Source organism: Streptomyces sp. NPDC002788, assembly GCF_053592115.1.
In genome coordinates this window covers 1-21,327 of the sequence record NZ_JBSFVB010000032.1, presented here as the reverse complement: position 1 = coordinate 21,327, position 21,327 = coordinate 1, and the positions used below count along the sequence as shown (strand labels likewise).

Annotated in this window: 23 protein-coding genes and 1 pseudogene; 8 read left to right on the top strand and 16 right to left on the bottom strand. The window is 68.6% G+C overall.

Annotated features, from left to right (window positions below; all coding sequences use genetic code 11):
- Positions 1-379 precede the first annotated feature (379 nt).
- The 9 genes and pseudogenes from ACWD1U_RS36195 to ACWD1U_RS36155 all read right to left on the bottom strand — a co-directional run bounded on the left by ACWD1U_RS36195 (position 380) and on the right by ACWD1U_RS36155 (position 8,625).
- Positions 380-670: a DUF7701 domain-containing protein gene (locus ACWD1U_RS36195; protein ID WP_451113613.1), complete on the bottom strand. Its 291-nt coding sequence runs from the start codon at positions 668-670 to the stop codon at positions 380-382.
- Positions 667-1,134 (bottom strand): RipA family octameric membrane protein, encoded by a 468-nt coding sequence (locus ACWD1U_RS36190; protein WP_451113612.1) that lies wholly within the window; start codon positions 1,132-1,134, stop codon positions 667-669. Before ACWD1U_RS36190 ends, ACWD1U_RS36195 begins: the two co-directional genes overlap by 4 nt.
- A complete protein-coding gene (locus ACWD1U_RS36185; RefSeq protein WP_451113611.1) occupies positions 1,131-1,514 on the bottom strand; it encodes a TIR domain-containing protein in 384 nt (127 codons plus the stop codon). Before ACWD1U_RS36185 ends, ACWD1U_RS36190 begins: the two co-directional genes overlap by 4 nt.
- A 374-nt stretch (positions 1,515-1,888) precedes the next feature.
- Complete coding sequence (locus ACWD1U_RS36180) at positions 1,889-2,398, bottom strand: hypothetical protein (RefSeq protein WP_451113610.1); 510 nt, start codon at positions 2,396-2,398, stop codon at positions 1,889-1,891.
- Between the two features lie 90 nt (positions 2,399-2,488).
- Positions 2,489-3,103, bottom strand: a pseudogene (locus tag ACWD1U_RS36175) (helicase associated domain-containing protein); the annotation flags it as partial.
- A gap of 210 nt (positions 3,104-3,313) precedes the next feature.
- Entirely contained in the window at positions 3,314-5,722 is a 2,409-nt protein-coding gene (locus tag ACWD1U_RS36170) for a putative bifunctional diguanylate cyclase/phosphodiesterase (RefSeq protein ID WP_451113609.1), read from the bottom strand.
- A gap of 2 nt (positions 5,723-5,724) precedes the next feature.
- A complete protein-coding gene (locus ACWD1U_RS36165; RefSeq protein ID WP_451113608.1) occupies positions 5,725-7,836 on the bottom strand; it encodes an ATP-binding protein in 2,112 nt (703 codons plus the stop codon).
- Positions 7,837-7,876: 40 nt separating this feature from the next.
- A complete protein-coding gene (locus ACWD1U_RS36160; protein WP_451113607.1) occupies positions 7,877-8,251 on the bottom strand; it encodes a response regulator transcription factor in 375 nt (124 codons plus the stop codon).
- Between the two features lie 2 nt (positions 8,252-8,253).
- Entirely contained in the window at positions 8,254-8,625 is a 372-nt protein-coding gene (locus ACWD1U_RS36155; RefSeq protein WP_451113606.1) for a response regulator, read from the bottom strand.
- Between the two features lie 298 nt (positions 8,626-8,923).
- On the opposite strand from ACWD1U_RS36155, the gene ACWD1U_RS36150 reads away from it, so the two are divergent.
- The gene (locus tag ACWD1U_RS36150) at positions 8,924-9,853 is read left to right on the top strand and encodes a glycoside hydrolase family 16 protein (RefSeq protein WP_451113605.1); all 930 of its coding nucleotides are present in this window, start codon (positions 8,924-8,926) and stop codon (positions 9,851-9,853) included.
- 338 nt (positions 9,854-10,191) lie between these two features.
- Here ACWD1U_RS36150 and ACWD1U_RS36145 read toward each other — a convergent pair whose 3' ends face one another.
- Positions 10,192-10,440, bottom strand: a complete 249-nt coding sequence (locus ACWD1U_RS36145) for a hypothetical protein (protein ID WP_451113604.1) — start codon at positions 10,438-10,440, stop codon at positions 10,192-10,194.
- 115 nt (positions 10,441-10,555) lie between these two features.
- Between ACWD1U_RS36145 and ACWD1U_RS36140 the strand changes: the two genes are divergently transcribed.
- On the top strand, positions 10,556-10,714 hold the full coding sequence (locus ACWD1U_RS36140) for a hypothetical protein (RefSeq protein WP_451113625.1): 159 nt from the start codon (positions 10,556-10,558) through the stop codon (positions 10,712-10,714).
- Positions 10,715-11,174: 460 nt separating this feature from the next.
- Here ACWD1U_RS36140 and ACWD1U_RS36135 read toward each other — a convergent pair whose 3' ends face one another.
- The gene (locus ACWD1U_RS36135; RefSeq protein ID WP_451113603.1) at positions 11,175-11,345 is read right to left on the bottom strand and encodes a hydrophobic protein; all 171 of its coding nucleotides are present in this window, start codon (positions 11,343-11,345) and stop codon (positions 11,175-11,177) included.
- Between the two features lie 374 nt (positions 11,346-11,719).
- On the opposite strand from ACWD1U_RS36135, the gene ACWD1U_RS36130 reads away from it, so the two are divergent.
- Positions 11,720-12,070 carry an ANTAR domain-containing protein gene (locus tag ACWD1U_RS36130; protein ID WP_451113602.1) on the top strand — a complete coding sequence of 117 codons (351 nt, stop codon included), beginning with the start codon at positions 11,720-11,722 and terminating at the stop codon, positions 12,068-12,070.
- A gap of 26 nt (positions 12,071-12,096) precedes the next feature.
- Here the strand turns inward: ACWD1U_RS36130 and ACWD1U_RS36125 are convergent, their stop codons facing one another.
- Positions 12,097-12,462, bottom strand: a complete 366-nt coding sequence (locus ACWD1U_RS36125; protein ID WP_451113601.1) for an STAS domain-containing protein — start codon at positions 12,460-12,462, stop codon at positions 12,097-12,099.
- A gap of 209 nt (positions 12,463-12,671) precedes the next feature.
- On the opposite strand from ACWD1U_RS36125, the gene ACWD1U_RS36120 reads away from it, so the two are divergent.
- From ACWD1U_RS36120 to ACWD1U_RS36110, 3 genes are all read left to right on the top strand, one after another.
- Positions 12,672-13,118, top strand: a complete 447-nt coding sequence (locus ACWD1U_RS36120; protein WP_451113600.1) for an ATP-binding protein — start codon at positions 12,672-12,674, stop codon at positions 13,116-13,118.
- 271 nt (positions 13,119-13,389) lie between these two features.
- Positions 13,390-13,695 carry a hypothetical protein gene (locus ACWD1U_RS36115; protein WP_451113599.1) on the top strand — a complete coding sequence of 102 codons (306 nt, stop codon included), beginning with the start codon at positions 13,390-13,392 and terminating at the stop codon, positions 13,693-13,695.
- A 178-nt stretch (positions 13,696-13,873) separates the two neighbouring features.
- A complete protein-coding gene (locus tag ACWD1U_RS36110; RefSeq protein ID WP_451113598.1) occupies positions 13,874-14,098 on the top strand; it encodes a hypothetical protein in 225 nt (74 codons plus the stop codon).
- 96 nt (positions 14,099-14,194) lie between these two features.
- Here ACWD1U_RS36110 and ACWD1U_RS36105 read toward each other — a convergent pair whose 3' ends face one another.
- Complete coding sequence (locus ACWD1U_RS36105; RefSeq protein ID WP_451113597.1) at positions 14,195-15,043, bottom strand: RNA polymerase sigma factor SigF; 849 nt, start codon at positions 15,041-15,043, stop codon at positions 14,195-14,197.
- A gap of 592 nt (positions 15,044-15,635) precedes the next feature.
- Here ACWD1U_RS36105 and ACWD1U_RS36100 point away from each other — a divergent pair.
- The gene (locus tag ACWD1U_RS36100) at positions 15,636-17,015 is read left to right on the top strand and encodes a PP2C family protein-serine/threonine phosphatase (RefSeq protein ID WP_451113596.1); all 1,380 of its coding nucleotides are present in this window, start codon (positions 15,636-15,638) and stop codon (positions 17,013-17,015) included.
- A complete protein-coding gene (locus ACWD1U_RS36095) occupies positions 17,012-17,380 on the top strand; it encodes an STAS domain-containing protein (protein WP_451113595.1) in 369 nt (122 codons plus the stop codon). Before ACWD1U_RS36100 ends, ACWD1U_RS36095 begins: the two co-directional genes overlap by 4 nt.
- Positions 17,381-17,475: 95 nt before the next feature.
- On the opposite strand, the gene ACWD1U_RS36090 is transcribed toward ACWD1U_RS36095, so the two are convergent.
- The 3 genes from ACWD1U_RS36090 to ACWD1U_RS36080 form a co-directional block, all read right to left on the bottom strand.
- Complete coding sequence (locus tag ACWD1U_RS36090) at positions 17,476-17,754, bottom strand: hypothetical protein (protein ID WP_451113594.1); 279 nt, start codon at positions 17,752-17,754, stop codon at positions 17,476-17,478.
- Positions 17,754-20,273, bottom strand: coding sequence for a Helicase associated domain protein (locus ACWD1U_RS36085; RefSeq protein WP_451113593.1), 2,520 nt, complete (start codon positions 20,271-20,273; stop codon positions 17,754-17,756). The genes ACWD1U_RS36090 and ACWD1U_RS36085 overlap by 1 nt, the downstream gene beginning before the upstream one ends.
- Before the next feature lie 65 nt (positions 20,274-20,338).
- Positions 20,339-20,728: a hypothetical protein gene (locus ACWD1U_RS36080; RefSeq protein WP_451113592.1), complete on the bottom strand. Its 390-nt coding sequence runs from the start codon at positions 20,726-20,728 to the stop codon at positions 20,339-20,341.
- Positions 20,729-21,327 lie beyond the last annotated feature (599 nt).

Below are 21,327 nucleotides of genomic sequence, written 5' to 3'. Positions count from 1 at the left end.
TCGACGCCGTCAGCCCGGCGACGGAGGCCGGGACGGAGATCGCCAGCGCTCCGATGCTGTCCTTCCGGTGCCGAGCCCCACCTAGGGGTGAGGCGAGAAGGTCTCGCCGGATGGAGGTACTGCTGTGATCGTTCAATTCGCGGGCGGCCCGCTCGCCGGTCGCGAGCTGGCGACCACCGCACCCCGTGGGCCGACGGCTGACTCACCGTCGGTGACGCTGACTGGGGCCTCTACGTCCCTGTGCACCGCGACCCGGTGACCGGCGTCGTCCTGGCGCCGCGCTGCGACGCACGAGACCGAGCCCTGTGGGCGGGCCCGGGGTCTCGGTGCTGCGGGGAGCGGTCAGCTTGAAGTTGCCCAAGATCAGTGCGCGTCCTACTCACTTGCTCATCTGGCGCGCTGCTCTGCGGATGGCCTCCGCGTACGGCGCATCAAAGGCGCGGGTTGCCGGGTCGAGATCGCCGTAGGGGATCAGCGCTTCGTGAGCGCTGTTCACTGTCTGCATCCATGCGGACCAGGCGTCGTGGACATCCTCGTCGGTCACCTCCGCCCCCTTGGCCTTCAGCAGGACTGCGTACATGCGGAACAGGGCTGCCGATTCTTCGGGAGGTTCAGCGTCCGGGGGGAGGCAGGCACGGATCAGGTCGGCGAGAGGATCGAGGTAGGTCACGCCGTCAGTGTGCCCACAAGCAGAAGCAGATGCGCCGCGACGAACACCAGGGGCACGACGCGTTCAGACGTACCCAGCTCGGCGTAGCGCTTGCGCCAGCCGGAAATTGGGTCCCGACGCAGGGCCTCCCACTCGTCCGCAAAGATTTTGACCGGGAGGCGTTCCTCGATCTTGTTGATGCCCTGGAACTTCGCCGTGTTGAGGTCCCGGTAGCTGCGGAGCTGTAGCCACCAGGTCCCCGACAGTGTCACTCCTGCCAGAGCCACGGCTGCTGCTGCCCACCAGGGGGACCCGGCCAGTTTCGGGAATCCAAAGCCCACGAGGCCGACGAACGCGGTCTGGACGGACAGGAAGAAGGCGTTGGCAGTTCCTCTGCGCGCGGAGACGCGATCGGCCATCTCGACGGCGAGCTTGTAGAGCTCGAGGATTTCCGCCCGCTCATCCGGTTGGGGAGGGGTTGTCACCGACCGCCTCCGACGAGGGTCTTGAGGTTCTCCCACGTCCACTTGTAGACCTTGTCGGTGGTCTTCGCTGAGGTCGGCTTCTTGCCGGTCGAGCCGGCGTACCCGTTCAGGAGGAAGTAGTCGATGTTCTCCTCCTGGGCGATCTTGAGCTCGATGGCCACACCAACGGCCTTGTCGGTGTGCTCACCGCAGAGGACTATGACGATGTCCGACGCCCTGATCCTCATGCGCGCCTTGTCTTTCCAGTCCGGAGACGCCTCCTTGATCGACCAGTCATGGATCTCGAAGGGCGAGTCAGGGTTCTTGGCCTGTCCGATCAAGAAGTCCTTCAGGGTCTTGTCGTAGTCGTAGTCGAAACTAACGAAGACGCGCTTCGGCATCAGTGGGTCCTCACTGCAGTTGAGGTGCCTCTGCGCATCGTAAGATCAGGCACTGACAGCGATCACTGGATATTCGGGTTCGCGGTGCTCAGCGCTCACGCTTGCACCGCGCCCCGGCGACCGGCGTCGTTTTGGCGGAGGTCCAGGTCACCATCCCGCGCCGGCGGTAGCCGCCGACCACCTGCTGGTCAGGACGCAGGGGCGGGCTGCCAGCCCCGGCAGCCCGCCCCTCGTCACGACTTCCACGCGTCAGGCCAACGGCACGCTGCGGTCGGCGCGGACGACCGTCCCGTCAGCCAGCCCCACGTAGGGCCGCATCTGCGTGTACGGGATGCGCTGCTCTCGCTCCATACGCCGCAGCTCATCGGCTCGGATCAGGAACCGTGCGGGTGGGACTCCGGGAGCGAGCACGTGAGGGAGCGGAGTTGCCCAGTTCTCGCCTCGCGTGACGAACATGCGCCGGTTACCGGGGAGCTCGATACCCCAACTGGTGATGGCAATCGGCTGGTCACCTTGAAGGTGTTGCCGACCACGCCCTGGCGGGCCGCGAATTCCCGCTGCTCGGCCACCAGCGCCTGAAGCTCGGTCGCGACCTGCTGCTGCTCGGAGTCCTCCAGGTTCTCCAGGAGCGACTCGAAGCGGGTCTGCCACGATGCCTCCTGGCGCAAGCGCGTCCGCTCCGTCTCGCCGGTGGCGTCGGCTTCCTCCAGAGCCTGCGCAGTGCAGTCCAGGCGCTCCAGCTCCGCGCGCTCACGCTGAGTGTCGCCACACCCCACGAGACGGGCTACGCGTTGCCGCAGACCGGTCCATGCGTCGGTGCCGGCGGCTTGGACGACGGCGGTACCGCCGGCACCGGCCACGGCCATGAGTGCTTCGGTGAGCATGTGCCAATCCTTCGAGTCCGGGAAGCCGACGCCTCAGGCGGCGCTGAGGCTTGCGACCAGTGTCCCTGGCACCTCTGACAACGGGACCGTCTACGCCCACTCCACGCCCAGCTCCCGCAGCGCCTCCAGCTGCTCCTGGGCAAGCCGGTTCCTTCTCGATTTGGTGTTCGATACCCATACGCCCAGCTTCACGGTCACCGGCTCCGCTTCACCGTCGACCGTGATCTTTTCGCTGTGCCCCCTTGGCACCGGCCGATCGCCCTCACGCTCTACCCATTGTGTGAGGGCGGCCAAGCCGCGCTGGAACGCCGCCTGTGCCTTGCTCGGGCCCTTCGTCGCACGTGTGGCCGCCTGGGCGGGAGACGAAGCCTCAACACCCTTGATACCCAGCGCGGCCAGCCGCTCCCGCTGCTCGGGAAGGAGCTGCGCCCAGGTGCCCGGTTCCTGCTGCCGCCACCGCCACGTGCCGATGTCGTCGCCGTCGAAGGTGACGCCGGGTGCGATGTAGGGCAGGTGGCCGTCGGCGTCGACCAGGTCGGCGAGCACCCGGTAGTGGCGCTGCCAGTTGAGCGGCCAGGGGCAGTTCCAGTCCGGGTCGATCGCGGCCAGCTGCGCCGCGCGCTCCTCCGCCCGCTTCGGGTCCTTGCCGAGGCCGCCCTTACGCCGAAGGTTGGCCATGTGCTGCCCGATGGGCACCATCTTTTCTGAGGGATCCGGTCTCCGATGCACGGTGCTCTACTGCCATGTGAAGGCCCCGGCCAGGCGCAGGAGCGTGCGCGTTTAACTGGTGGAGAGGCGGTATTCCGAGGCTGCGCTATTCGGTCACGTGGTGTGCCTGTGCCCAGCGGGTGGCTGCCGTTGGCTGCGGCGGTGATTCTGCCCTTCGGCGGTCTTGGGATCTGGTCGCGCTCGATCTCATGGGTGTGGGCTGGTGGGTGTGAGGATGGCTTGGGTGGTGAGGTAGGCCTCCAGGGCTTTGGGGGGCATGGGTGGGGAGTAGTAGAAGCCCTGGCCGTGGGGGCAGCCGAGTGAGCGCAGCCGCTCGGCCTGGTGGGGCGTTTCGATGCCTTCTGCGATCACGTCCATCTCCAGGGCGTGCCCCACGTCGAGGATGGCCTGGATGAGGGATTCGTCGACGCCGCTGGCGCGTCGTAGGACGAAGCTCTGGTCGATCTTGACGATGTCGGCCGGGAGGTCGCGCAGGTAGGCCAGGGAGGAGTAGCCGGTGCCGAAGTCGTCGATGGAGATGCGTACACCGAGGTCGCGCAGTGCGCGGATGTGGGTGGATGTGGTCTCGGCGTCGGTGACGAGGGTGCTCTCGGTGATCTCCAGGACCAGGGAGGCCGGGGGGAACCCGGTCTCGCGCAGGACGTGCCGTACGGTGCCAGGGAAGCGGTGGTCCTTGAGCTGTTGGCCGGAGACGTTGACGGCCACGCTCAGGGCCTGGGCTTTCGGGACGGTGTCGTGCAAGTTCCGGCCGTGGCGGCAGGCTTCGCGCAGCACCCAGGCGCCGATGGGGCGGATCAGGCCTGTTTCCTCGGCGATGGGCACGAATACCTCGGGCGGGGTGGGGGAGCGGCCGTCCCGTTCCCAGCGCAGCAAGGCCTCCACGCCGGTGACCTGTCCGGTGGGCAGGTGGATGACCGGTTGGTAGTGCACGGCGAGTTCGTCGCGGGGCAGGGCGTAGCGCAGATCCTGGGCGATACGGGCGCGGCTCTGCGGTGCCAGGCTCATGGCCGGTTCGAAGAGTTCTGCGCGGTTGCGGCCGCGTTCTTTGGCCGCGTACAGGGCGATGTCGGCGTCACGGAGTGCGTCGTTGAACGTGGTCGGTTCTGTGATGGTGAGGACGCCGATGCTGGCGGTGATGAAGACGCTGCGATGGCCGGAGAGTGCGAAGGGCTCCTTGAAACGGTCCAGGAACCGCTGGGCGTACATTTTGGCGGGAGTCTCTTTGAGGTCTTCGGCGAGGATGGCGAACTCGTCCCCGCCCATGCGGGCGACAGTGTCGCTGCGGCGGGCTGCGCCCAGGAGCCGGTGGCCGACGGTGATGAGCAGCTCGTCGCCGACCGGATGGCCGAGGCTGTCGTTGATGTCTTTGAAGCCGTCGAGGTCGATCAGCAGCAGGGCAGTGTTCCGGGGCGACGCGGGGCGGCTGAGGGCTTGTTCCAGCTGTTCGACGAACAGGGCCCGGTTGGCCAGACCGGTCAGTGCGTCGTGGAAGGCCTGGTGGGTGAGCTGTTGCTGCAGCACGTCCTGCTGGCGCAAAGCGTCCTCGGCCGTGCGGGCCCGGGCTTGGGCCTGGTCGGCCTGGACTTCGGCGAACCGTGCCAGGAGCGTGATGCGCACGACCAGCAACACGGTCAAAGCGGCCATGATGCCCGCGATGGCCACGGCGTGTACGGCCTGCCCGCGCACGCCGCCGACGTCTGCGATCAGCAGGACGGGACCAAGGAGGGCGGGCAGGGTCAGGACACTCACGCGGGCACGGGACAGCCTCTCCTGGCTGTGCTGCACCAGCCGGGTCGCCCTGGCCATGGACGGGTGCAGGGCGACCGCGCCGAGGAACAGATAGGAGGCCATCCACAGGGCAGAGGAGACGTCGGCGCCGATCGGAGCGCCGGTCGCGGCCAGCGTGGAGTAGTACAGCGCGTCGGCGGCCAGCGTGGCCCCCACCCACACAGTGAACAGCGCGAGGGCCGGCAGACGGACTCCAGAGACGAGCACCAGCTTGGCGGCCATGCCCAGCAGCAGAAGATCCGCCAGCGGATAGGCCAGGGAGACCGTCAGCGCCAGCGCCGACAGATGGCCGCGCAGGTAGGGCATGATGATGAACGCCCAGGCCAGGGTGGACATCCCCAGGGTGATGATCCCCGCATCCAGCACGGCTCCCCATCGCACGCCGCTGCCCCATGCCGCCATCAGGCTGACCAAGCCGGCGGCGAAGCACGGGTAGGCCGCCAGATACAGCACGTCGGCGGGTGAGGGGAACGGCACCAGTGTGTCCGCGGCCTGGAAGGCGCCGAAGATGACGTCCGCCACCGTGAACAGCCCCATGCCGGCAGCGAACAGGTACCAGGACCGGCTCGGGCGCGGCCGGTGCCACCGGACGCCGACCAGGATCACGGCCGTGGCACAGGCCGCCAGCACGGGGGAGAACAGATGGCGTACGGGGGCGGTGACCACCAGGTAGACGACGATCACCACAGCGCCGGCGGCCAGGAACCACCACCAGGCGTTGTTGGGGGTGATGCGCCCGGGAAGACGGGCCTGGGTGCCTGGGGCGTGGCCGGAGGCGAGCCCGGCGGCCTGTTCGTCACCGCGCACGGTCAGCCTTTCAGGGGCGGTGTGGGGCTGTCTTTCGTGGTCAGGGGCAGTGTGGCGGTGATAGTGGTGCCTTGGCCCTCGGTGGATTGCAGGTGGGTGGTGCCGCCGTGGTTGGTGATGATGGTGTCGACGATGGTCAGGCCGAGGCCGGTGCCGGGGATGGCCTGGGCGGTGGCGTTGGAGGCGCGGAAGAAGCGGGTGAACAGCTGGCGTTGTTCGGCTTCGGGGATGCCGATGCCGGTGTCGCTCACGGTGAGGACGGCATGGCCGTCTTGGGCTGCGGCCTGGAGGTGGACCTGGCCTCCGGCCGGGGTGAACTTGACCGCGTTGGACAGCAGGTTCATCAGCACCCGGTCGATCTGATTGCTGTCGGCCTCGCAGATCAAAGGCTGTTCGGGGCAGTCGGTGTGCAGCCGGACGGAGGCCGTTTCTGCCGCGGGGTGCATCGCGTCGATCGCTGCGGTGATCAGCTGACGCAGGTCCACTGGTGCCTTACGGGATGTGTATTTGCCGGATTCGATCCTGGAGAGGGTCAGCAGGTCTTCGATGAGGGTGCGCAGCCGGTGGGCGTTGCGTTGGACGATGTCGAGCATGTGCCGCTGGGGCTCGGTGATGGGGCCGACGTCTTCGTCTTTGAGGAGTTCGAGGTAGCCGCTGATGCTGGTCAGCGGGGTGCGCAGTTCGTGGGAGACGGTGGAGATGAAGTCGCTCTTGGTGCGGTCCAGGGCGCGTAGTTCCTGAACCAGGCGGGTTTCCTTCTCGTAGAGCTTGGAGGTGTGCAGGGCGCGGGCGACGCCGGCGGCCATGGCCTCCGCCATTTCGATCTCCACCGGCCGCCACGGCTGGTCGGGGCGGGTGCGGGCCAGGCACACCGCTCCGATCGGCTCCTGGCCGACACCCATCGGGACGACCACGATGGAGCGCAGCCCCAGTTCGGTGGCTGCCGCCCGGTTGGCCGCGGGCAGCCCGATCCGCGCGAATGAACCCGGCGCGCCGGGCACCGGCGTGGTCTGGGTGAGGTAGCGGGGCAGGTCGGAGACGGTCCAGGTGGTTCCCTCACGGTAGTGCTCGCGTACCACCTCTGCCGGGATGGGGGGAAGCGCCTGCTGACGTTCCTCGGGCATCAGCCCGTCTCGGGCCGACCAGGCCCGGGCCACGGGAACAACCTCGGGGTTGCTGTCCTGCATGAGGAGGGTGAAGACGTAGTCGGCGTCCAGGCCCTCGCCCATGCCGGTGCAGGCGGTGTTGAGGACATCGGCGACGTCGAGGCGTTCACGGATGCGCAGGCCGAGTTGCCTCACGGTTTCCGACAGGCGGTAGCGTTCTTCCTCGATGCCGCGCAGCCGGTCGGATTCATCCGCCAGCTCGTTCACCAGGCGGGCTACTGACCGGATCTCCGCAGGGCCCGACTCCGCGGCCCGCACGGCCTGCTCGCCCGCGGTGAGGCGGCTGAGGGTCTCGCCCACCGATCGCAGCGGCCCCACCAGGGCGCGGGTGGTGCGCCGTGCGGTGTACAGGGCGATGGCCAGTGCTGCGAGCAGCAGGGCGCCCAGTGCAGCGGCACCGGCGGTGACGATCGTGTCGGCACGCTGCTGCAGCCGCTTGGCTTCGCCGACCAGCTGGGTCTCCAGGCGGTGGTTGGTGGCCTCGAAGGCTTCGAAGCGCCGGTTCGCTTCGCGGGTGAGTCGGGCCGCCTGCTCACTTCGCGGGGAGACCTGCGCCTGCTGGTCAGCCACCCGCAGGTAGGCCTGGAGATGCTGGTCCTGCCGGTTGAGGTTGCGCTCGGTTTCGCCGGCTGTGTGGCGTCGGGCATCGGCGAGGACCGCTGGATAGCCTGCGCGTGCCCGGAGGTAGTCGGCCAGCAGGGGCTGGTCGCCGGTGAGCAGGTAGCCGCGCATGGAACGCTGCATGTGGGCGGCCTGGTTATGCAGATGCGAGCTGTCGACCAGGGCAGGCTGGACCCGGTCGATGATCTGATCCTGAGTCGCCTTCTCAAGGAATGCCCCGATAAGTGCACCAAACCCCACCAGCAGGATCAAACCGGTGGTGACAGCGAACGCAGCAGTCAGCCGCCGCGCGACGCCATCGCGCTTGCTCCCGGATCCGCTGGTCACGAACAGTTCTCCTCCACGGTGAAGGGTCAAACCTCCCGGGTCAGCTTTCGGCCCGGTCCAGCAGGGCCTGCACCCGGCTTGTCAACTCCCCAAGGGGGAACGGCTTGGGGAGGTAGTCATCGGCGCCCGCCGACAGCCCGGCCAACACATCGGTCTCCTGGGTGCGGGCGGTGAGCAGGATGACCGGAAGCTTGGCGGTGGTGGGATCGGCGCGCAGTTCGCGCAGCACGTCCAGCCCGGACATCCGCGGCATGACGACGTCCAGCAGCACCACATCGACCTTCAGCTCGCGTACCGCCTGCAGCGCCGAAGGGCCGTCGGCCACGGCCGTCACCTCGTGACCGCACCGTGTCAGCTTGAAGGCCACCAGCTGCCGGACATCGGGGTCGTCGTCCACGACGAGAACACAGGCCACTGCTACTCCTCCCGCCGCTCGGAGTCCTGGTAGGTGTCGACCATCCGGGTCACCGACGCCAGCCCGAACGGCTTGGCCAGCAACTCTGTCGTCAAATCCACCAAGTCCTCGGGGTCCAGAACGGAGGAGACGACCAGGTGGCACCTGCGGGTCCGCTCGTCCGTGCGCAGCCGGCGCACGACCTCGCGGCCATCGATCCCCGGCAGCAGGATGTCGATGATCACGATCTGCGGCGGATCGGCGAACGCCGCCTCCAGGCCCTGCTCACCTGCTTCCGTCACGCTCACCCGGCAGCCCAGCGCGGACAGGTGCCGCTGCAGCAGAGCGCTGACATCTCTGTCGTCCTCGATCACCAGGACGTGCGTAGCGGCCATCCGTGTTTCCCCTCGCTGAGATCACCAGCAAGGACTCTAGTGACGAACAGTCATATTCCAAGCAAAGCGCGCATACGGGAACCACGTGTCGATGCGGTAGCACTCCAGCGTTCCGCCACAGGGCCGGCACTCGCCGGTGTGGGGTGAGTCGTGATCGGGAGCAGACGCCTCACCGATGCAGGAATCCGGACGCCCACCTGCCGTGTCGCAGATCAATCCGGGCGTCACGCCACATAGGGTGCAAACGCCTTTCGGGGCGCGGAGTCCGCCGAACCACTACTCAGCGAGGTGCAGCCCGATGAGGACGCCTTTCCGTAACCGTCGTGCGCGGCTGATGCTGGCGGCTGCGCTGGCCGCCCTGTGCGCGGGCCTGGCCCCCTCGTCCGCCGGCGGCAGCCCCGCGTCGGCCACCCACGGGTGGAGGCTTCAGTGGGCGGACGGCTTCAACGGGCGCGCGGGGAGCCTGCCCGATGCCGATAAGTGGATCATCGATGTCGGCACCGGATACCCCGGCGGCCCGCCCAACTGGGGGACCGGCGAGGTGCAGACCTACACGGCCGACCCCGCCAACATCAGCCACGACGGCCGGGGCAACCTGCGCATCACCCCCCTGCGGGACTCGGCGGGGCAGTGGACCTCTGGCCGCATCGAGACACGCCGCAGCGACTTCAGGCCTCCCGCGGGCGGACGCATGCGCATCCAGGCCCGCATCCACCTGCCCGCCGTCACCGGCGCGGCAGCCGAAGGGTACTGGCCGGCCTTTTGGACCCTGGGTGCCTCGTACCGGGCGGGCGTGCCCTCCCCGACGTCCGGTGAGTTCGACATCATGGAGAACGTCAACGGCCTGAACCGCGTCTGGGGCGTGATGCACTGCGGCACTCCCACCGGGGGGCCGTGCAACGAGAGCACCGGCCTGGCCGCCAGCACGACCTGCCCCGGCGCGCGCTGCACCGGCACCTTCCATACCTACACCCTGGAGTGGGACCGCCGCACCTCCACCGAGCGGCTGCGCTGGTTCGTCGACGGACGGCACTACCACACCGTCAGCTCCACGCAGGTCGACCCGACCACCTGGCGAGCGGCCACCGCTCAGGGCCACTTCCTCCTGCTGAACGTTGCCATCGGCGGCGGCTTCCCCAACGCTCTGGCCGGCCACCCCACCCCCACGCCGCAAACCCGCCCCGGGCGCCCCATGCTCGTCGACCACGTCGCGGTCCTCACTTCTTAAACCCGATTCCTCAACAGGCAATTGCTTCACAGAGCGCTGGCCCGCTTCCCGGGGAACGGGGCGCGCTCAGCCACCACGTCGAACAATCCGCTAGACAAGACGACCTGCTGAAGGCGACAAGGCAGACTCGTAATTCACGCGTTTAACTGGTGGAGAGGCGGTATTCCGAGCGCGCGGTATTCGACGGCTGACCATCCGTTGGTTCTACGGGGCAAGGCGGTTGGGACCGCCGGTCATGGCCGCTGAGAACGGGCGCCTTTTAGCGGATGGGTGTGGTCCGTTCAGGCAAAAGCCCGGCTGCGCTGCGTGAGCCGGGCTCTGCCTGGGGGATGGAGCTGTCACGGGATCGGATGTGGTCCGTTCCAGGCGAATGCGGGGCCGGAGTCGCGCCAGAAGAAGTCGAGCTGGTCGCCGACGCGGGCGATGACCTCCAGGTTTCCCGGGTTTCCGTAGTTGCTTTGGATCATGGTGACGGCGTCGACGTGGTTGAGGCTCTCCTCGAAGCGGTTCGGCTTGCTCCACGGCATGGCGGGGTCGTCGTTGTTGTGCCAGAAATGGGCCAGACCTCCGCTGACAATGGGGGTCACCACTTCGAAGTTGCCCTGGTTGCCGAACCGGCACCCGCATGCGCCACTGCATGTGTTTCATCCGCGCGGACAGCGCCAGGGTGGCTAAGGCCTGCGCCAGCCCGGCCGCGCCCTCGTGCCCTTCCTGTGCCTTCTTCACCCACCCGAGCGCAAGCCCCTCGAATCACTCGATCCCACCGGCAAGGGCCAGGCCCGCTGGACCATGCGCTGGAAGACCGCGCTGAACGCCTTCGACATCACCTTCGACGGCCAGCTCTCAGCAGCCCGCCAGTAACCACCAACCACCCAGTTGCACCGCTCGTTTGACAGACCCCCGGACCCCGCTGTCGGTGGCGGGGACAAGGCTGACCGGATGGACCGTGGTGATGAGCAACTGCTGCGCCGCCGGGTTTACGGCGCCGACTATGTCCACCCGAGCCCGCGGCTGGACGGCACTACGCCGAACTGGGAATGGGAGAGGTGTAGAGCCATCGTGGCCTGCGGCGGCAGATTGCTGTCTGGTGAGCTTGTGTTGGGATGTCGGGGTGGCTGGGGTCCGGTGGTTTGGAGGCGCAGGTTCCACTGCTCACCGGGCCCCAGCTATGAGGCCCGGTTCCCGGGAAGGTGGTAGCTACACCGTTTGCCCGGAGAGATGTCCTGATCCGGGACATGCCTGTGGGCCCCGGATACATCCGGGACATGCCTGTGGGCCCCGGATACATCCGGGGCCCACAGGCATGCTGCTGCTTGGCGGGTTACCAGCGATACCAGCGGCCCTTGCGGCCACCTGTGTCCGCGGAGCGCATGACGAAGCCCAGCAGCCAGACGACCAGCACGACGACGGCAATCCACCACAGGGCCTTCACCGCGAAACCCGCGCCGAAGAGGATCAGAGCCAGCAGAAGAACGAGTAGCAGGGGAACCATAGTTATCAACCTCCGTCGCTCCTCGTGCCCCGCGAATGCCAGAACACACGGTCGATTTCCCTGGTTTCTCCACTGCTCTTGCGGGCACTGAACACAGTTCTCCGGGGCGGTGCCGTCGTCATCCCCGAGTCGGCTGCGGCACCCGCCTTGGCTGCCCGTCCTCGCCTGTACGGCCCGTGTGGGGTGTGAGCGTGGACGCGGTGGCCACTCGGCTGGACAAGGGTCGGGTCTACAGCCCTTGGGGGCTCTTCGCCGTCCTTTGGACGGCGAAGAGCCATTCCCCCTTGTGCTGCTTCACACCTCGGTGGGGGTGTCTTGCCGTCGAGGTTGGGGGCAGGCGTACAGGGATGCCTTGCCCCTGTACGGAGACCAGCATGACGACTTCCCGCGTGCCGCGGTCCACGCTCGACGGGACACGTGACGACGCCACGATCGCCCGCCTGGAGCAGGAGAACGCGCAGCTGCGGCACGCCGTCAACTCGCACGCGACGGTGGACCAGGCCATCGGTGTTCTTACCGCGATCCACCGGCTTGCGCCGGCTTCCGGGTCCGAGGTGCTGCGTGAGGTGTCCCAGCGCACCAGCATCAAGCTGCACACGGTGGCCGAGTCGGTGATTGCCTGGGCGCTGGGGCAGCCGCTGCCGGAGCTGGTGGGGCGGGAGCTGGACGCGGCTGTGCACCGGCGGTCACGCCAGCAGGGAGCCTCAGACGGGGACGCCGGCTAGAACGCCGTGGCCGGGCACGCCGCGGGTCAGGCGGTCAGGGCCTGCTCGACGGTGGAATGGCAGCCGATGACGTCGTCCAGGCCGACGATCTGAAGGAGCCGCAGCATCGACGCCTGGGCGCCGGCGATACGCAGCCAGCCCTGAGCGTCACTCATGCTCTTGTGGGCGGCGACGAAGACGTTGATGCCGCTGGAGTCCATGAAGGTCACGCCGCTGAGGTCCACCACGGTCCGCGGCGGAGCCGCGCCGTCACAGGACAGCAGAGCCTCGGTGAGCTCCTCCGTGACGGCGTGGTCGATCTCGCCGCGCAGGGTGACCACCCGGATGCCGTCGATAGCGGCATGGCCGATCGACAGCTGGCCGGGCCGGGCTGCTTTGTGGGTGTCTGTCACTGTTTCCTCGACTGCTCGCTGATGGGACTCGAGGTCCCGGCGCGATAGTGCGCCGGTAGCCTGCCTCATGCTACGGCGAACACGTGTGCGGCCCATTATGAGGTTCTCACGGGACATGTGAGGCATAGTGCCGGGTACGCGCAGGAAGTGTGAACGGGGGAACAAGGGTGGAGCCGGCTGGATCAGTCCCCGAGGGTGAGGGCAGCGTGATGCCGGACGTCCCTCCGATACAGGACACCGTCGCCCTGGACGGCGACGGGCACGTCATCGCTGAGGCGCGCCACCGCGCGAGGGACTTCCTCGCCCGTGTACAAGCGGAGCACGGCCTGCCGGTGTCCGCTCGCGCGATGGACCTGACCCAGTTGGTGGTCAGCGAGCTGGTCACCAACGCCCGCAAGTACGCCCCTGGCCCCGTACTGATGGAGCTGCGTATTTCTGGCGCCGTGGTGGAAGTGATCGTGTGGGACAGCGATCCGATCCTGCCCGTGGCGCGGGCCGCCGATGCGGGCAGAGTCGGGCAGCACGGCCTGGAGATCGTCATGGCCGTCGCGCAGGGCTTCGAGGTCCAGCGGGAGCCGGTCGGCAAACGCGTCACCGCCCGCATCGCCCTGCCCGACGACCCCGGCGGAGACGTCACCGGACGCCGCCCCCAGTAACAGCCGGCGCCCCCGTCGGCCCCACCGCCTTTCCCTGACGGCCTGCCTGAAACGGCGCGCTACCGTCAGGCGATGGCGGCGGGGAAAGGGGTCGGGTCGGGCATGCCGCACCTGACGATCGGCGCCCCAGCCGAGGTGGCGTTCGGTTTCGTGTGCGCCAAAAGCGGGAGAGGCACAGGCAGCGCACAAGACCAGCGGCCGGCTCTCCGTCTTCCGCAGGTGAAGCACCTGTGCCCGAAACCGTCAGGGTGTGTGTGGATAGGCTTTGGCGGTGACCGCTGATGCCGTGGAGGAGCTGCTCGCTGATGTGTGCGGGACGTTGGCCCGTGCTGGCTTCGATGTGGCGTCGGCCGGTGATGAGGGCAGCCCTGGTCTGCGGGTGCGGAGGGATACGGACTCGGTGCTGGTGGGATGGGTGCCCGGCAGCGAGTTGGATCCTGCGGGCAGGGAGGATGCCGAGTTCGAAGGCATTCGTGCTGCTCTGCGGTCGGCGCTGCTGGCGATCCTCACGCAGGCCGGTCATGCCGTGCAGGTGGACCGCGAGAGCGGTGAGGTGCGGGTCAGGCTGCTTGCGTGACCCCGGGCCACGGGATCGACACACGCGTTGCCCTCAGAGCGTGGGGCAGTTCGAACGCCAGCGGGCCCGGCGATGTAGGACCCGCGTCCCGGAGTCCCGCGCCGTTCGACTGGTCCGGCCTCCTCCTCACCGGGCAGCCAACTCGCCCCACGGCCCTACCGGGAGCACGCTGGGAGGCGTGACCAGCGCGCCGATCGTCGTACACCAGCCCTCCCGTACCGGTGGCCGGAGCGTCACCGTGCACTCGCACGGCAGGGACGGGATTCTCGGCACCGCTTACAGCGACCACGACCTGGTGGTGTTCCTCGAAGCCGCGGGTGTCGACGAACCCGAGGGTGTGTTGGACGATCCGCGGTGGGCGGAATGGCGCGGCGGCGGCCCACACGAGTGGAGCCCGCCTTGAGTGTCTGAGGCGGACCGCTCGGAACCGACCGCACAGGGTGGTGGCGTGGGGTAGGGGGTCACCACGGCTGCGAGGCTTCGTTGTGGGGTGGGGGTGTCAGTGGGTGGTGAGCATGCCCTCGCGGAGCTGGGCCAGGGTGCGTGACAGCAGTCGGGAGACGTGCATCTGGGAGACGCCGAGCCGTTCGCCGATCTGGGCCTGGGTGAGTTCCTCCACGAACCTCCAGTGCAGGATCTTGCGCGCGCGCTCGTCGAGGTCGGCGATCATCGGGGCGAGGGCGTGGAAGTCCTCCACCAGTTCCAGCGCGCCGTCCTCGTTGCCGATGAAGTCGGACAGGGCCGTCTCGCCGTCCTCGCTGTTGCCGATGGCGGCGTCCAGGGAGGAGGAGCGGTAACCGTTGGAGGCCAGTCGCGCCTCGATGACCTCGTCCTCGTCCAGGTTCATCAGCTGGGCGAGCTCCGCCACGGTCGGCGTGCGGCCCAGGCGGCTGCTGAGCTCCTCGGTGGCGCGCGCCAGCTGGACGCGGGCTTCCTGCAGTCGGCGCGGAACGTGCACGGCCCAGGTGGTGTCACGGAAGAACCGCTTGATTTCGCCCACGATGTAGGGGATCGAGAAGGAGGTGAACTCCACCTCCCGGGAGAGCTCGAACCGGTCGATGGCCTTGATCAGGCCGATCACGCCGACCTGGACGATGTCCTCCATCTCCTCCGCGTCCCGGCTGCGGAAGCGGGAGGCCGCGTAGCGGACCAGGGAGATGTTCATCTCGATCAATGTGTTGCGCGCGTACTGGTACTCGGGGGTGCCCTCTTCCAGCCGGTCCAGCTGCCGGAAGAACAGGCGGGTGAGCTCACGCGCGTCTTTCGGAGCGACCTTCGACGGGTCGGCCACCTCGGGCAGTTCAGCGCACTGCGCCTCCGCCGTCGACGCTGCCGTATCCGTAACCATGTGTCCCTCCCCTTGTCGGCCATGCCGACTCCTGCCCCCCGACTTGCCATTGTGGCGGTTACCCCGTCGCTCCGCCTTCATGCCTACTCCTTCCGCAGCAAACCTCGATCGACTGCGGCGAGCGGATCCAACCGAGCCGCGCCATCCAATCGAACTCAACTCTGCGCACACCGAGTCGCGCGGCGTCCTGCTCCGGTCCGAGCGTGGTGCCGCCGCGCGACCAGGTCCGCCAGGTCCTCGCGGCGGAAGACCTGGTCGACCTGGCCGGGGGCAACGTCCTGTCGGAGTTTTGTGCTCAGGCCGGTGAGCAGCTTCGTGGTCCGGACCACGAAGGCCGTCACGCTTCGCCTTTTCGCCGATCACTGCGCCCGGTTGCGGTCGGTGCTTTGGCGGCCGTCCATGACGCCGGTGCGCACTACGAAGTTCGTCGTCGGATCGGATGCGCCGGCCGCGTTCGGTAGGGTTCGGCGTGCTGGCTGTCTGGTCGGTGCCTTCCTGGGGGATGAGCGAGACGAGGGACATGCCGGAACAAGCGATCCTGCCTGCGCTAGCAGCGAGCGAGCCATTGGCCGTTTCGGTCGAGGCGGCGCGGATGGCGGCGGTACGCCGTTACGACATTCTCGACACTCCGCCGGACGGCGCCTATGACCGAGTTGCGGCGCTGGCCGCGCGGCTGTTCGAGGTGCCGGTGGCGACGGTGACGATCGTGGATGAGGACCGGATCTGGTTCAAGGCCGCGCACGGGCTGGAAGGTGTCAGCGAGATCGGCCGGGATCCCGGCCTGTGCGCCTCGGCGGTGCTGAGTGATGACACCACCGTCATCCCCGATACGTTGCTGGACCCGGTCGCCTGCTCCAACCCGCTGGTCGCCGGCCCGATGGGGGTGCGGTTCTACGCCGCCGCTCCGATCATCACCGCCGACGGGCACCGCCTGGGCACGGTCAACGTCCTTGACACCCGCCCTCGCGAGATCAGCGAGGCCGATGCCTCCACCCTCGGGGACCTGGCCGCGGTGGTGCGGGACCAGCTGGAACTGCGGCTGTCGGCGTTGCACGTGATACGCGCCGAGCAGGAGAAGCGCCAGGTGGAGGAAGAGGCCCGCCAGCGTGCGGAGCGGGACAAAGCGGCCATCACCGCGTTCGCCTCCACCCTCCAGCGCACCCTGGTGCCTCCCGCGCTGCCCGCGGTACCCGGGCTAGAGCTGGCCTGCCACTACAAGACCGCCTCCCCACAGGAAGTGGGCGGCGACTTCTACGACGTCTTCCCCGTCGGCGGAGGCCGGTGGGCGTTCTTCCTGGGCGATGTGTGCGGCAAGGGCGCCGAAGCCGCCTCGGTCACCTCACTGACCCGCTACACGCTGCGGGCCGCAGCCCTCGTCGACGCGGACCCCACCGCCGCGCTCAAAGCCTTGAACACCGCGCTGCTGCTCGACGCGGCGGTCGGCACCCGCTTTTGCACCGCCGTCTTCGGCCTGCTCGATCCGGCCCGGAACGGCGGTTTCACAGTCACGCTGGCCACCGGCGGTCACCCGCCCGCCTACCACCTCAGCCCTGCCGAGGGCGGTGTACGGGTCGAGGCGGCCCGCGCCGAGGGCGGCATGCTGGTCGGCGCGCTCGCCGAGGCCGCCTTCGCCTCACTCACCCTGCACCTGGCACCCGGCCAGGGCTTGCTGCTGTACACCGACGGGCTGACCGAGGCCCGCACCGCCGATGGCCACATGCTCGCCGACACCGGCCTTACCGACTTCCTTGCCCAGCGACCGGCGCCGGTCAGTGCCGGCGCCCTGATCGACGACACCGTCGCGCTCCTGGACACACTCCCCGACACCGAACGCGACGACGTGGCGCTGCTGGCCCTGTCCGTCCCCACCCACGATGCCGCTCCCGCCGGCATCACTACCACCGCTCACAGCGCCGCCGCCCCGACCGCACCCGCCGACGCCTCCGTCGGGCAGGAGATCCGACGCCCATGACCGACGCATTCCACATCGACGTCCCGTACACCGACGGCGCCCTGGCCGTGATCGCACTGTCCGGTGAATTCGACAGCGCCGCCGCACCCGCCGTGCGGGCCCGCGCCCTGGAACTCATCGCGGCCGGACACGCAGACCTGGTCGCCGACCTGTCGGGTGTCACGTTCTGCGACTCCTCAGGGCTGGGAGCCCTCGTCGGCATCTGGCGCTGCGCCAAGGACGCCGACGGCTCCCTGACCCTGGCGGCCATCCCCGACCGGCTGAGCCGCCTGCTCAGCGTCACCGGGATGGACACCTTCCTGCCCGCCTACCCCAGCGCCGAGGCCGCGCTCGCCACCCGCCAGGGCAATCGCACCACCGTCTGAACACCGCCGCTCGCAGGAGTGGCATCAGCGAGCTTGCCTGGCACGAACTTGCTCTAGCGGGTCGAATGCCAGTAAGGCAGTTGGAGACCTACCGTCTACTCGTGCTCTCCCCGGGAGCGATTGGCGACCCAGTCCGGATCGCGTACGGGCGCCCGCGGCTCGGTGGCCGGGGTGCGCACGATGCGCCAGCTGGTGCGCGGCGTGGTGACGACGTGGACCAGGACGACGACGGCCTGGCGGCCGAAGCCGCCCCGGACCCACGGCCCGGTGAAGCGGACCTGATCGGCCGCCCAGTCGCCCGCCCGCTGCCACGGGCGCAGCCGCCCGAGCAGATAGCCGGCCGCGAGGGCGGCGACTGTGGTGACGACGCCCATCACGACCAGCGCATCCCGATCGCCGACAGCTTCTCCATCCGCTCCGGGGACAGCGTCGCGGCCCTGCTCCGCTGATTGCCGATCCAGGCCCCCAGCTTGTGCTGCCGCTCCTCTTGGTCCTCGCCGACGATCCGCTCGATGTGCTTCCTCGGGACCTGAAGGTGCCCCTCGCGCTCGTAGAACTGGGTCGCGGCTGCCAGGTTGGAGGCCCACTTGTCGGCCTGTGTACGACGCGGCGGCGGCTTCTCGTCCTCGCTCGCGGGCTCGATCCCGAGGACCTGCTCGCACATCCACTGCTGCACGGTCGTGAGCTGGTCCCACCCGAGCCGCACGGACTGCACCCACCGCCCGAGATCCTCGCCCTGGCGCAGGACCTCGCCCGCCTCGGTGGGCAGCGCCTCGCCCGCGTCCAGGTGCATCCGGACCAGGTGAAAGCACCGCTGCCACGTCACCGGCCAACTCGGGCACCAGGACGCGTCGATCTCCTCCAGCTGCTCGCGCCGCTCATCCGACAGCGCCCCCGCCGACGACTCCACCGGCAGCCCCTCGCCCCGCCGCCGCTCGATCTCGGCAGCCATCCGCGCAGCGGCCCGCGCGTTCTTCAGAAAGATCCCCACCTTCGCTCCCTGGAGGGTGGCGTCCAGCGGGGCCAGGAGGTGCCCGTGTTCGGCGGCCCACCCGCGCGCGGCGGACAGTCCCTCCTCCCACGCGACGTCGAAGTGGGACCAGATCATGCCGAGCTTCTCCAGCTGGGCGACGCGGTCCTCGTCCATGTCCCCGCGGGCGTAGAAGCGGCGGGCGTCGGCGGTCCACTGCCCCAGCGGAAACCCGGCGAGAGAGGCTGGCCACCCCTCGGCTTCCGCCTCCTGATCGTCGCGGCCGGGCACGCGGAACGTGAACGGCACCTTCAGGTCGCCGTGCTCACGGGCATAGATGACAGCCGCCTCGATGCCGCGCCGCCAGTGCTCATGCTCGGGGTTGATGACCCGCAAGTTGATGAACGCCGCCAACTGCGCAGGGTCACGCGGCGTGGAGAACTTCAGCAACTGCCGCGCAGGCACCGACGGACCGGACACTTCCCCCTCACCTCCGCCCTCCTGGCCCCCACGACGACTCTGAACGCCCCTCACACGGCTCTGCGCCTGCTGCTCCGCCAACTGTTCCACGACACGGGCGTCGTGCGCCCGCAGCGCCTCCAAGAGCTTGGCCAACCCGCCGAACGCCCGGGAGGTGAGCATGTTGTCGACCGTCTCGCCCGGCCCGAGCAGCACCGGCACGACCAGGCTGGCCATCTTGCCCTCGCCCGGCTGCATCCGCAGCGCCCGGCCCACGGCCTGGACCAGGTCGGGCATCGAGCCGCGCACATCCGCCCAGTACACGGAGTCGCAGTTCTTCGTGTCGACGCCCTCGCCCAGCACCTTCACCGAGCACAGGAAGCACTTCTCCACGACCGTGCCGTCCGTGGCGATCCCGGCGGCGAACTCCCCGAGGAGCCGTCGGCGGTGGAGCGGCTTGTGGTCGCCGCAGAGCCAGTCCGCCCAGATCGTCTTGGGGTACAGCTCGGGGTCGGATGCGTGCAGCTGCGCGGCAACGTCGGGAAGGCCGGCCGCGAACGCTTCGGCCTCGCGGACCTGGTGGTGGAAGACCAGCGTGCGGCGGAAGCCCTCCTCGGCCGACGCCTTCACCAGCGCGGTCTGCAGGGCAGCGAGCCGTGCCCCACGGACTTCGGCCGACCGGCCTTCCGCGCCCAGGAGCTGCGCGGCCTGGAGCGCGGTGTCGGTGACGTCCACGCATACGACCTGGTAGGGGGCACAGATTCCCCGGTCGATGGCCTCCGAGAGCGTCAAAGTGAACGCTCTGCTGCCGAAGGGGCCCTCGGGATCGTCTTCCATGCTCGCGACCAGCTCGCCGGGTGCGCCGGCCTCGTCCTCGTCTCCGAGCTGCCACAGCCGGGGCGTGGCCGTCATGTACAGGCGGCGCAGGGACGGGATCTTCTGGTTGTCGTGGACGACCGCCCACGGCTTCCCGATCCGGCCGGAGACCCGGTGGGCTTCGTCCACGACGATCAGATCCCAACCCGAAAGGCCGGCGGCGTGCGCCCGCTCCAGCGTGCCCAGACCGAGACTGGCGTACGTGGCGTACACGGTGACCTTGTCCAGGCCGCACGTCCACTCCACCAGCTCGTCCACGTCCGTGGTGTTGGGGAAGGACACCTCCTCGCCCCGCAGCGAGGACACCCCGATCATCGGCCCCCGACGGCCCCCCTCGCGCCACGCGGCCTCGGTCTGGGCGAGCAGGTCCAGCGAGGGTACGAGCACCAGCACACGGCCCGCGTGGAGCTCCTCCGCGCTGCGGACCGCCACCCGGGTCTTCCCGGACCCCGTCGCCATGACCACCTGGGTGCGCAGCCCTCGCTCTGGCACAAGTGATCTTGCAGGCAGTTCGAGGGCACGCAGGACCGCGTCAATGGCTTCTCGCTGGGCTGCCTCTCGCTGGTCAGCGCGGTCTGTGCTCGACATATTCGCCTGCCTTCTCCTAAAGATCAATTCCAAGGGGTGCCTGCGGAGGGTGTGGGGGTGGGCGGTCAGACGTCAGGGTCGACTTCGGGGTGCGTGAACCGCACGGGCTTGCCCAGCGACCGGGCGTAGGCGATTTCGGCTCGGGTGCTGTCTCCGATGTAGTCGCCGACTACGAGTACCTCATCAGCGAGCCGGATCTTCGCCCGGTGCAGATCGCCGAGTCGAGCCTTCAGCGCCTCGGCCTCGGCAGGATCGGACCAAAGTTCGTGCGGCGACTTCATGTCAAGGCCTGGTTTGACGACAATCTTTCCGGATTTGGTCTCCCGCAGATCGGCCTCGTTCATCTCGGTCATGAAGCGGGTGGAGCCGCAGATCACGACGATATGCGGGAGGCTCAGCTGCTTCTTCGCGTCGGCGAGTTTCTCCTCGGGGGTGAGCGGTTGCAGGTATGACACTGATTCCTCCTGGTGGCGTGATCCAAGGGGTGTCGGATCGGTCCGGGGTGGTGTGATCTGACTCCAGAGTCTATCCCCCTCTCAAAATGAAACAACCGAATGCTGAGATTCTCCCTAACGTAGCTGAAAACTGTTAGTCTTGCCTTATCGCAAGCCAATCCAGAGCCTTGATGGCCCCTCAGTCCACTCTCCCGTTCGAGCGACAGCCCCCCGCGTTGCCGCTCTCATCCGATCGCCCGTCACCTCCCCACCTCTTGTAGCCAGCCCGGCCCGCGCCAGCGGGCCCCAACGGTTCTGGAGGCGCAGCCGGAAGGACCGTTAGGCAGGGGAGCGCAGCGGACCCGCCGGCCAGGCTGGAGCGAAGCGAAAGCCTTGGCAGCGGGACGGAGTCCCGCCGGTCCGGGAGCGCAGCGGACGGACCGTCACCGCGCTTGCGCAGCAAGCGCGGTGTGCGGGTGGCGCAGCCACCCGCTAGCGCTCACGCGGAGCGGGAGCGCAACCCCTGCCGACTACCTCGACGACGACCGCATCGGCACCGACCGCACCCACGCCGAGGACGCCTACGACACCAAGGCGCCGCTCTACCGGCAGATCAGCGC

What these genes read in the sequence shown, in the direction of transcription:
- ACWD1U_RS36120 (WP_451113600.1), top strand. Translation starts at nt 12,672, where the DNA reads ATGCCGGACGTCCCTCCGATACAGGACACCGTCGCCCTGGACGGCGAC.
- ACWD1U_RS36105 (WP_451113597.1), bottom strand. Translation starts at nt 15,043, where the DNA reads ATGGTTACGGATACGGCAGCGTCGACGGCGGAGGCGCAGTGCGCTGAA.
- ACWD1U_RS36130 (WP_451113602.1), top strand. Translation starts at nt 11,720, where the DNA reads ATGACGACTTCCCGCGTGCCGCGGTCCACGCTCGACGGGACACGTGAC.
- ACWD1U_RS36180 (WP_451113610.1), bottom strand. Translation starts at nt 2,398, where the DNA reads ATGCTCACCGAAGCACTCATGGCCGTGGCCGGTGCCGGCGGTACCGCC.
- ACWD1U_RS36100 (WP_451113596.1), top strand. Translation starts at nt 15,636, where the DNA reads ATGGCGGCGGTACGCCGTTACGACATTCTCGACACTCCGCCGGACGGC.
- ACWD1U_RS36085 (WP_451113593.1), bottom strand. Translation starts at nt 20,273, where the DNA reads ATGTCGAGCACAGACCGCGCTGACCAGCGAGAGGCAGCCCAGCGAGAA.
- ACWD1U_RS36155 (WP_451113606.1), bottom strand. Translation starts at nt 8,625, where the DNA reads ATGGCCGCTACGCACGTCCTGGTGATCGAGGACGACAGAGATGTCAGC.
- ACWD1U_RS36185 (WP_451113611.1), bottom strand. Translation starts at nt 1,514, where the DNA reads ATGCCGAAGCGCGTCTTCGTTAGTTTCGACTACGACTACGACAAGACC.
- ACWD1U_RS36150 (WP_451113605.1), top strand. Translation starts at nt 8,924, where the DNA reads ATGAGGACGCCTTTCCGTAACCGTCGTGCGCGGCTGATGCTGGCGGCT.
- ACWD1U_RS36095 (WP_451113595.1), top strand. Translation starts at nt 17,012, where the DNA reads ATGACCGACGCATTCCACATCGACGTCCCGTACACCGACGGCGCCCTG.
- ACWD1U_RS36090 (WP_451113594.1), bottom strand. Translation starts at nt 17,754, where the DNA reads ATGGGCGTCGTCACCACAGTCGCCGCCCTCGCGGCCGGCTATCTGCTC.
- ACWD1U_RS36135 (WP_451113603.1), bottom strand. Translation starts at nt 11,345, where the DNA reads ATGGTTCCCCTGCTACTCGTTCTTCTGCTGGCTCTGATCCTCTTCGGC.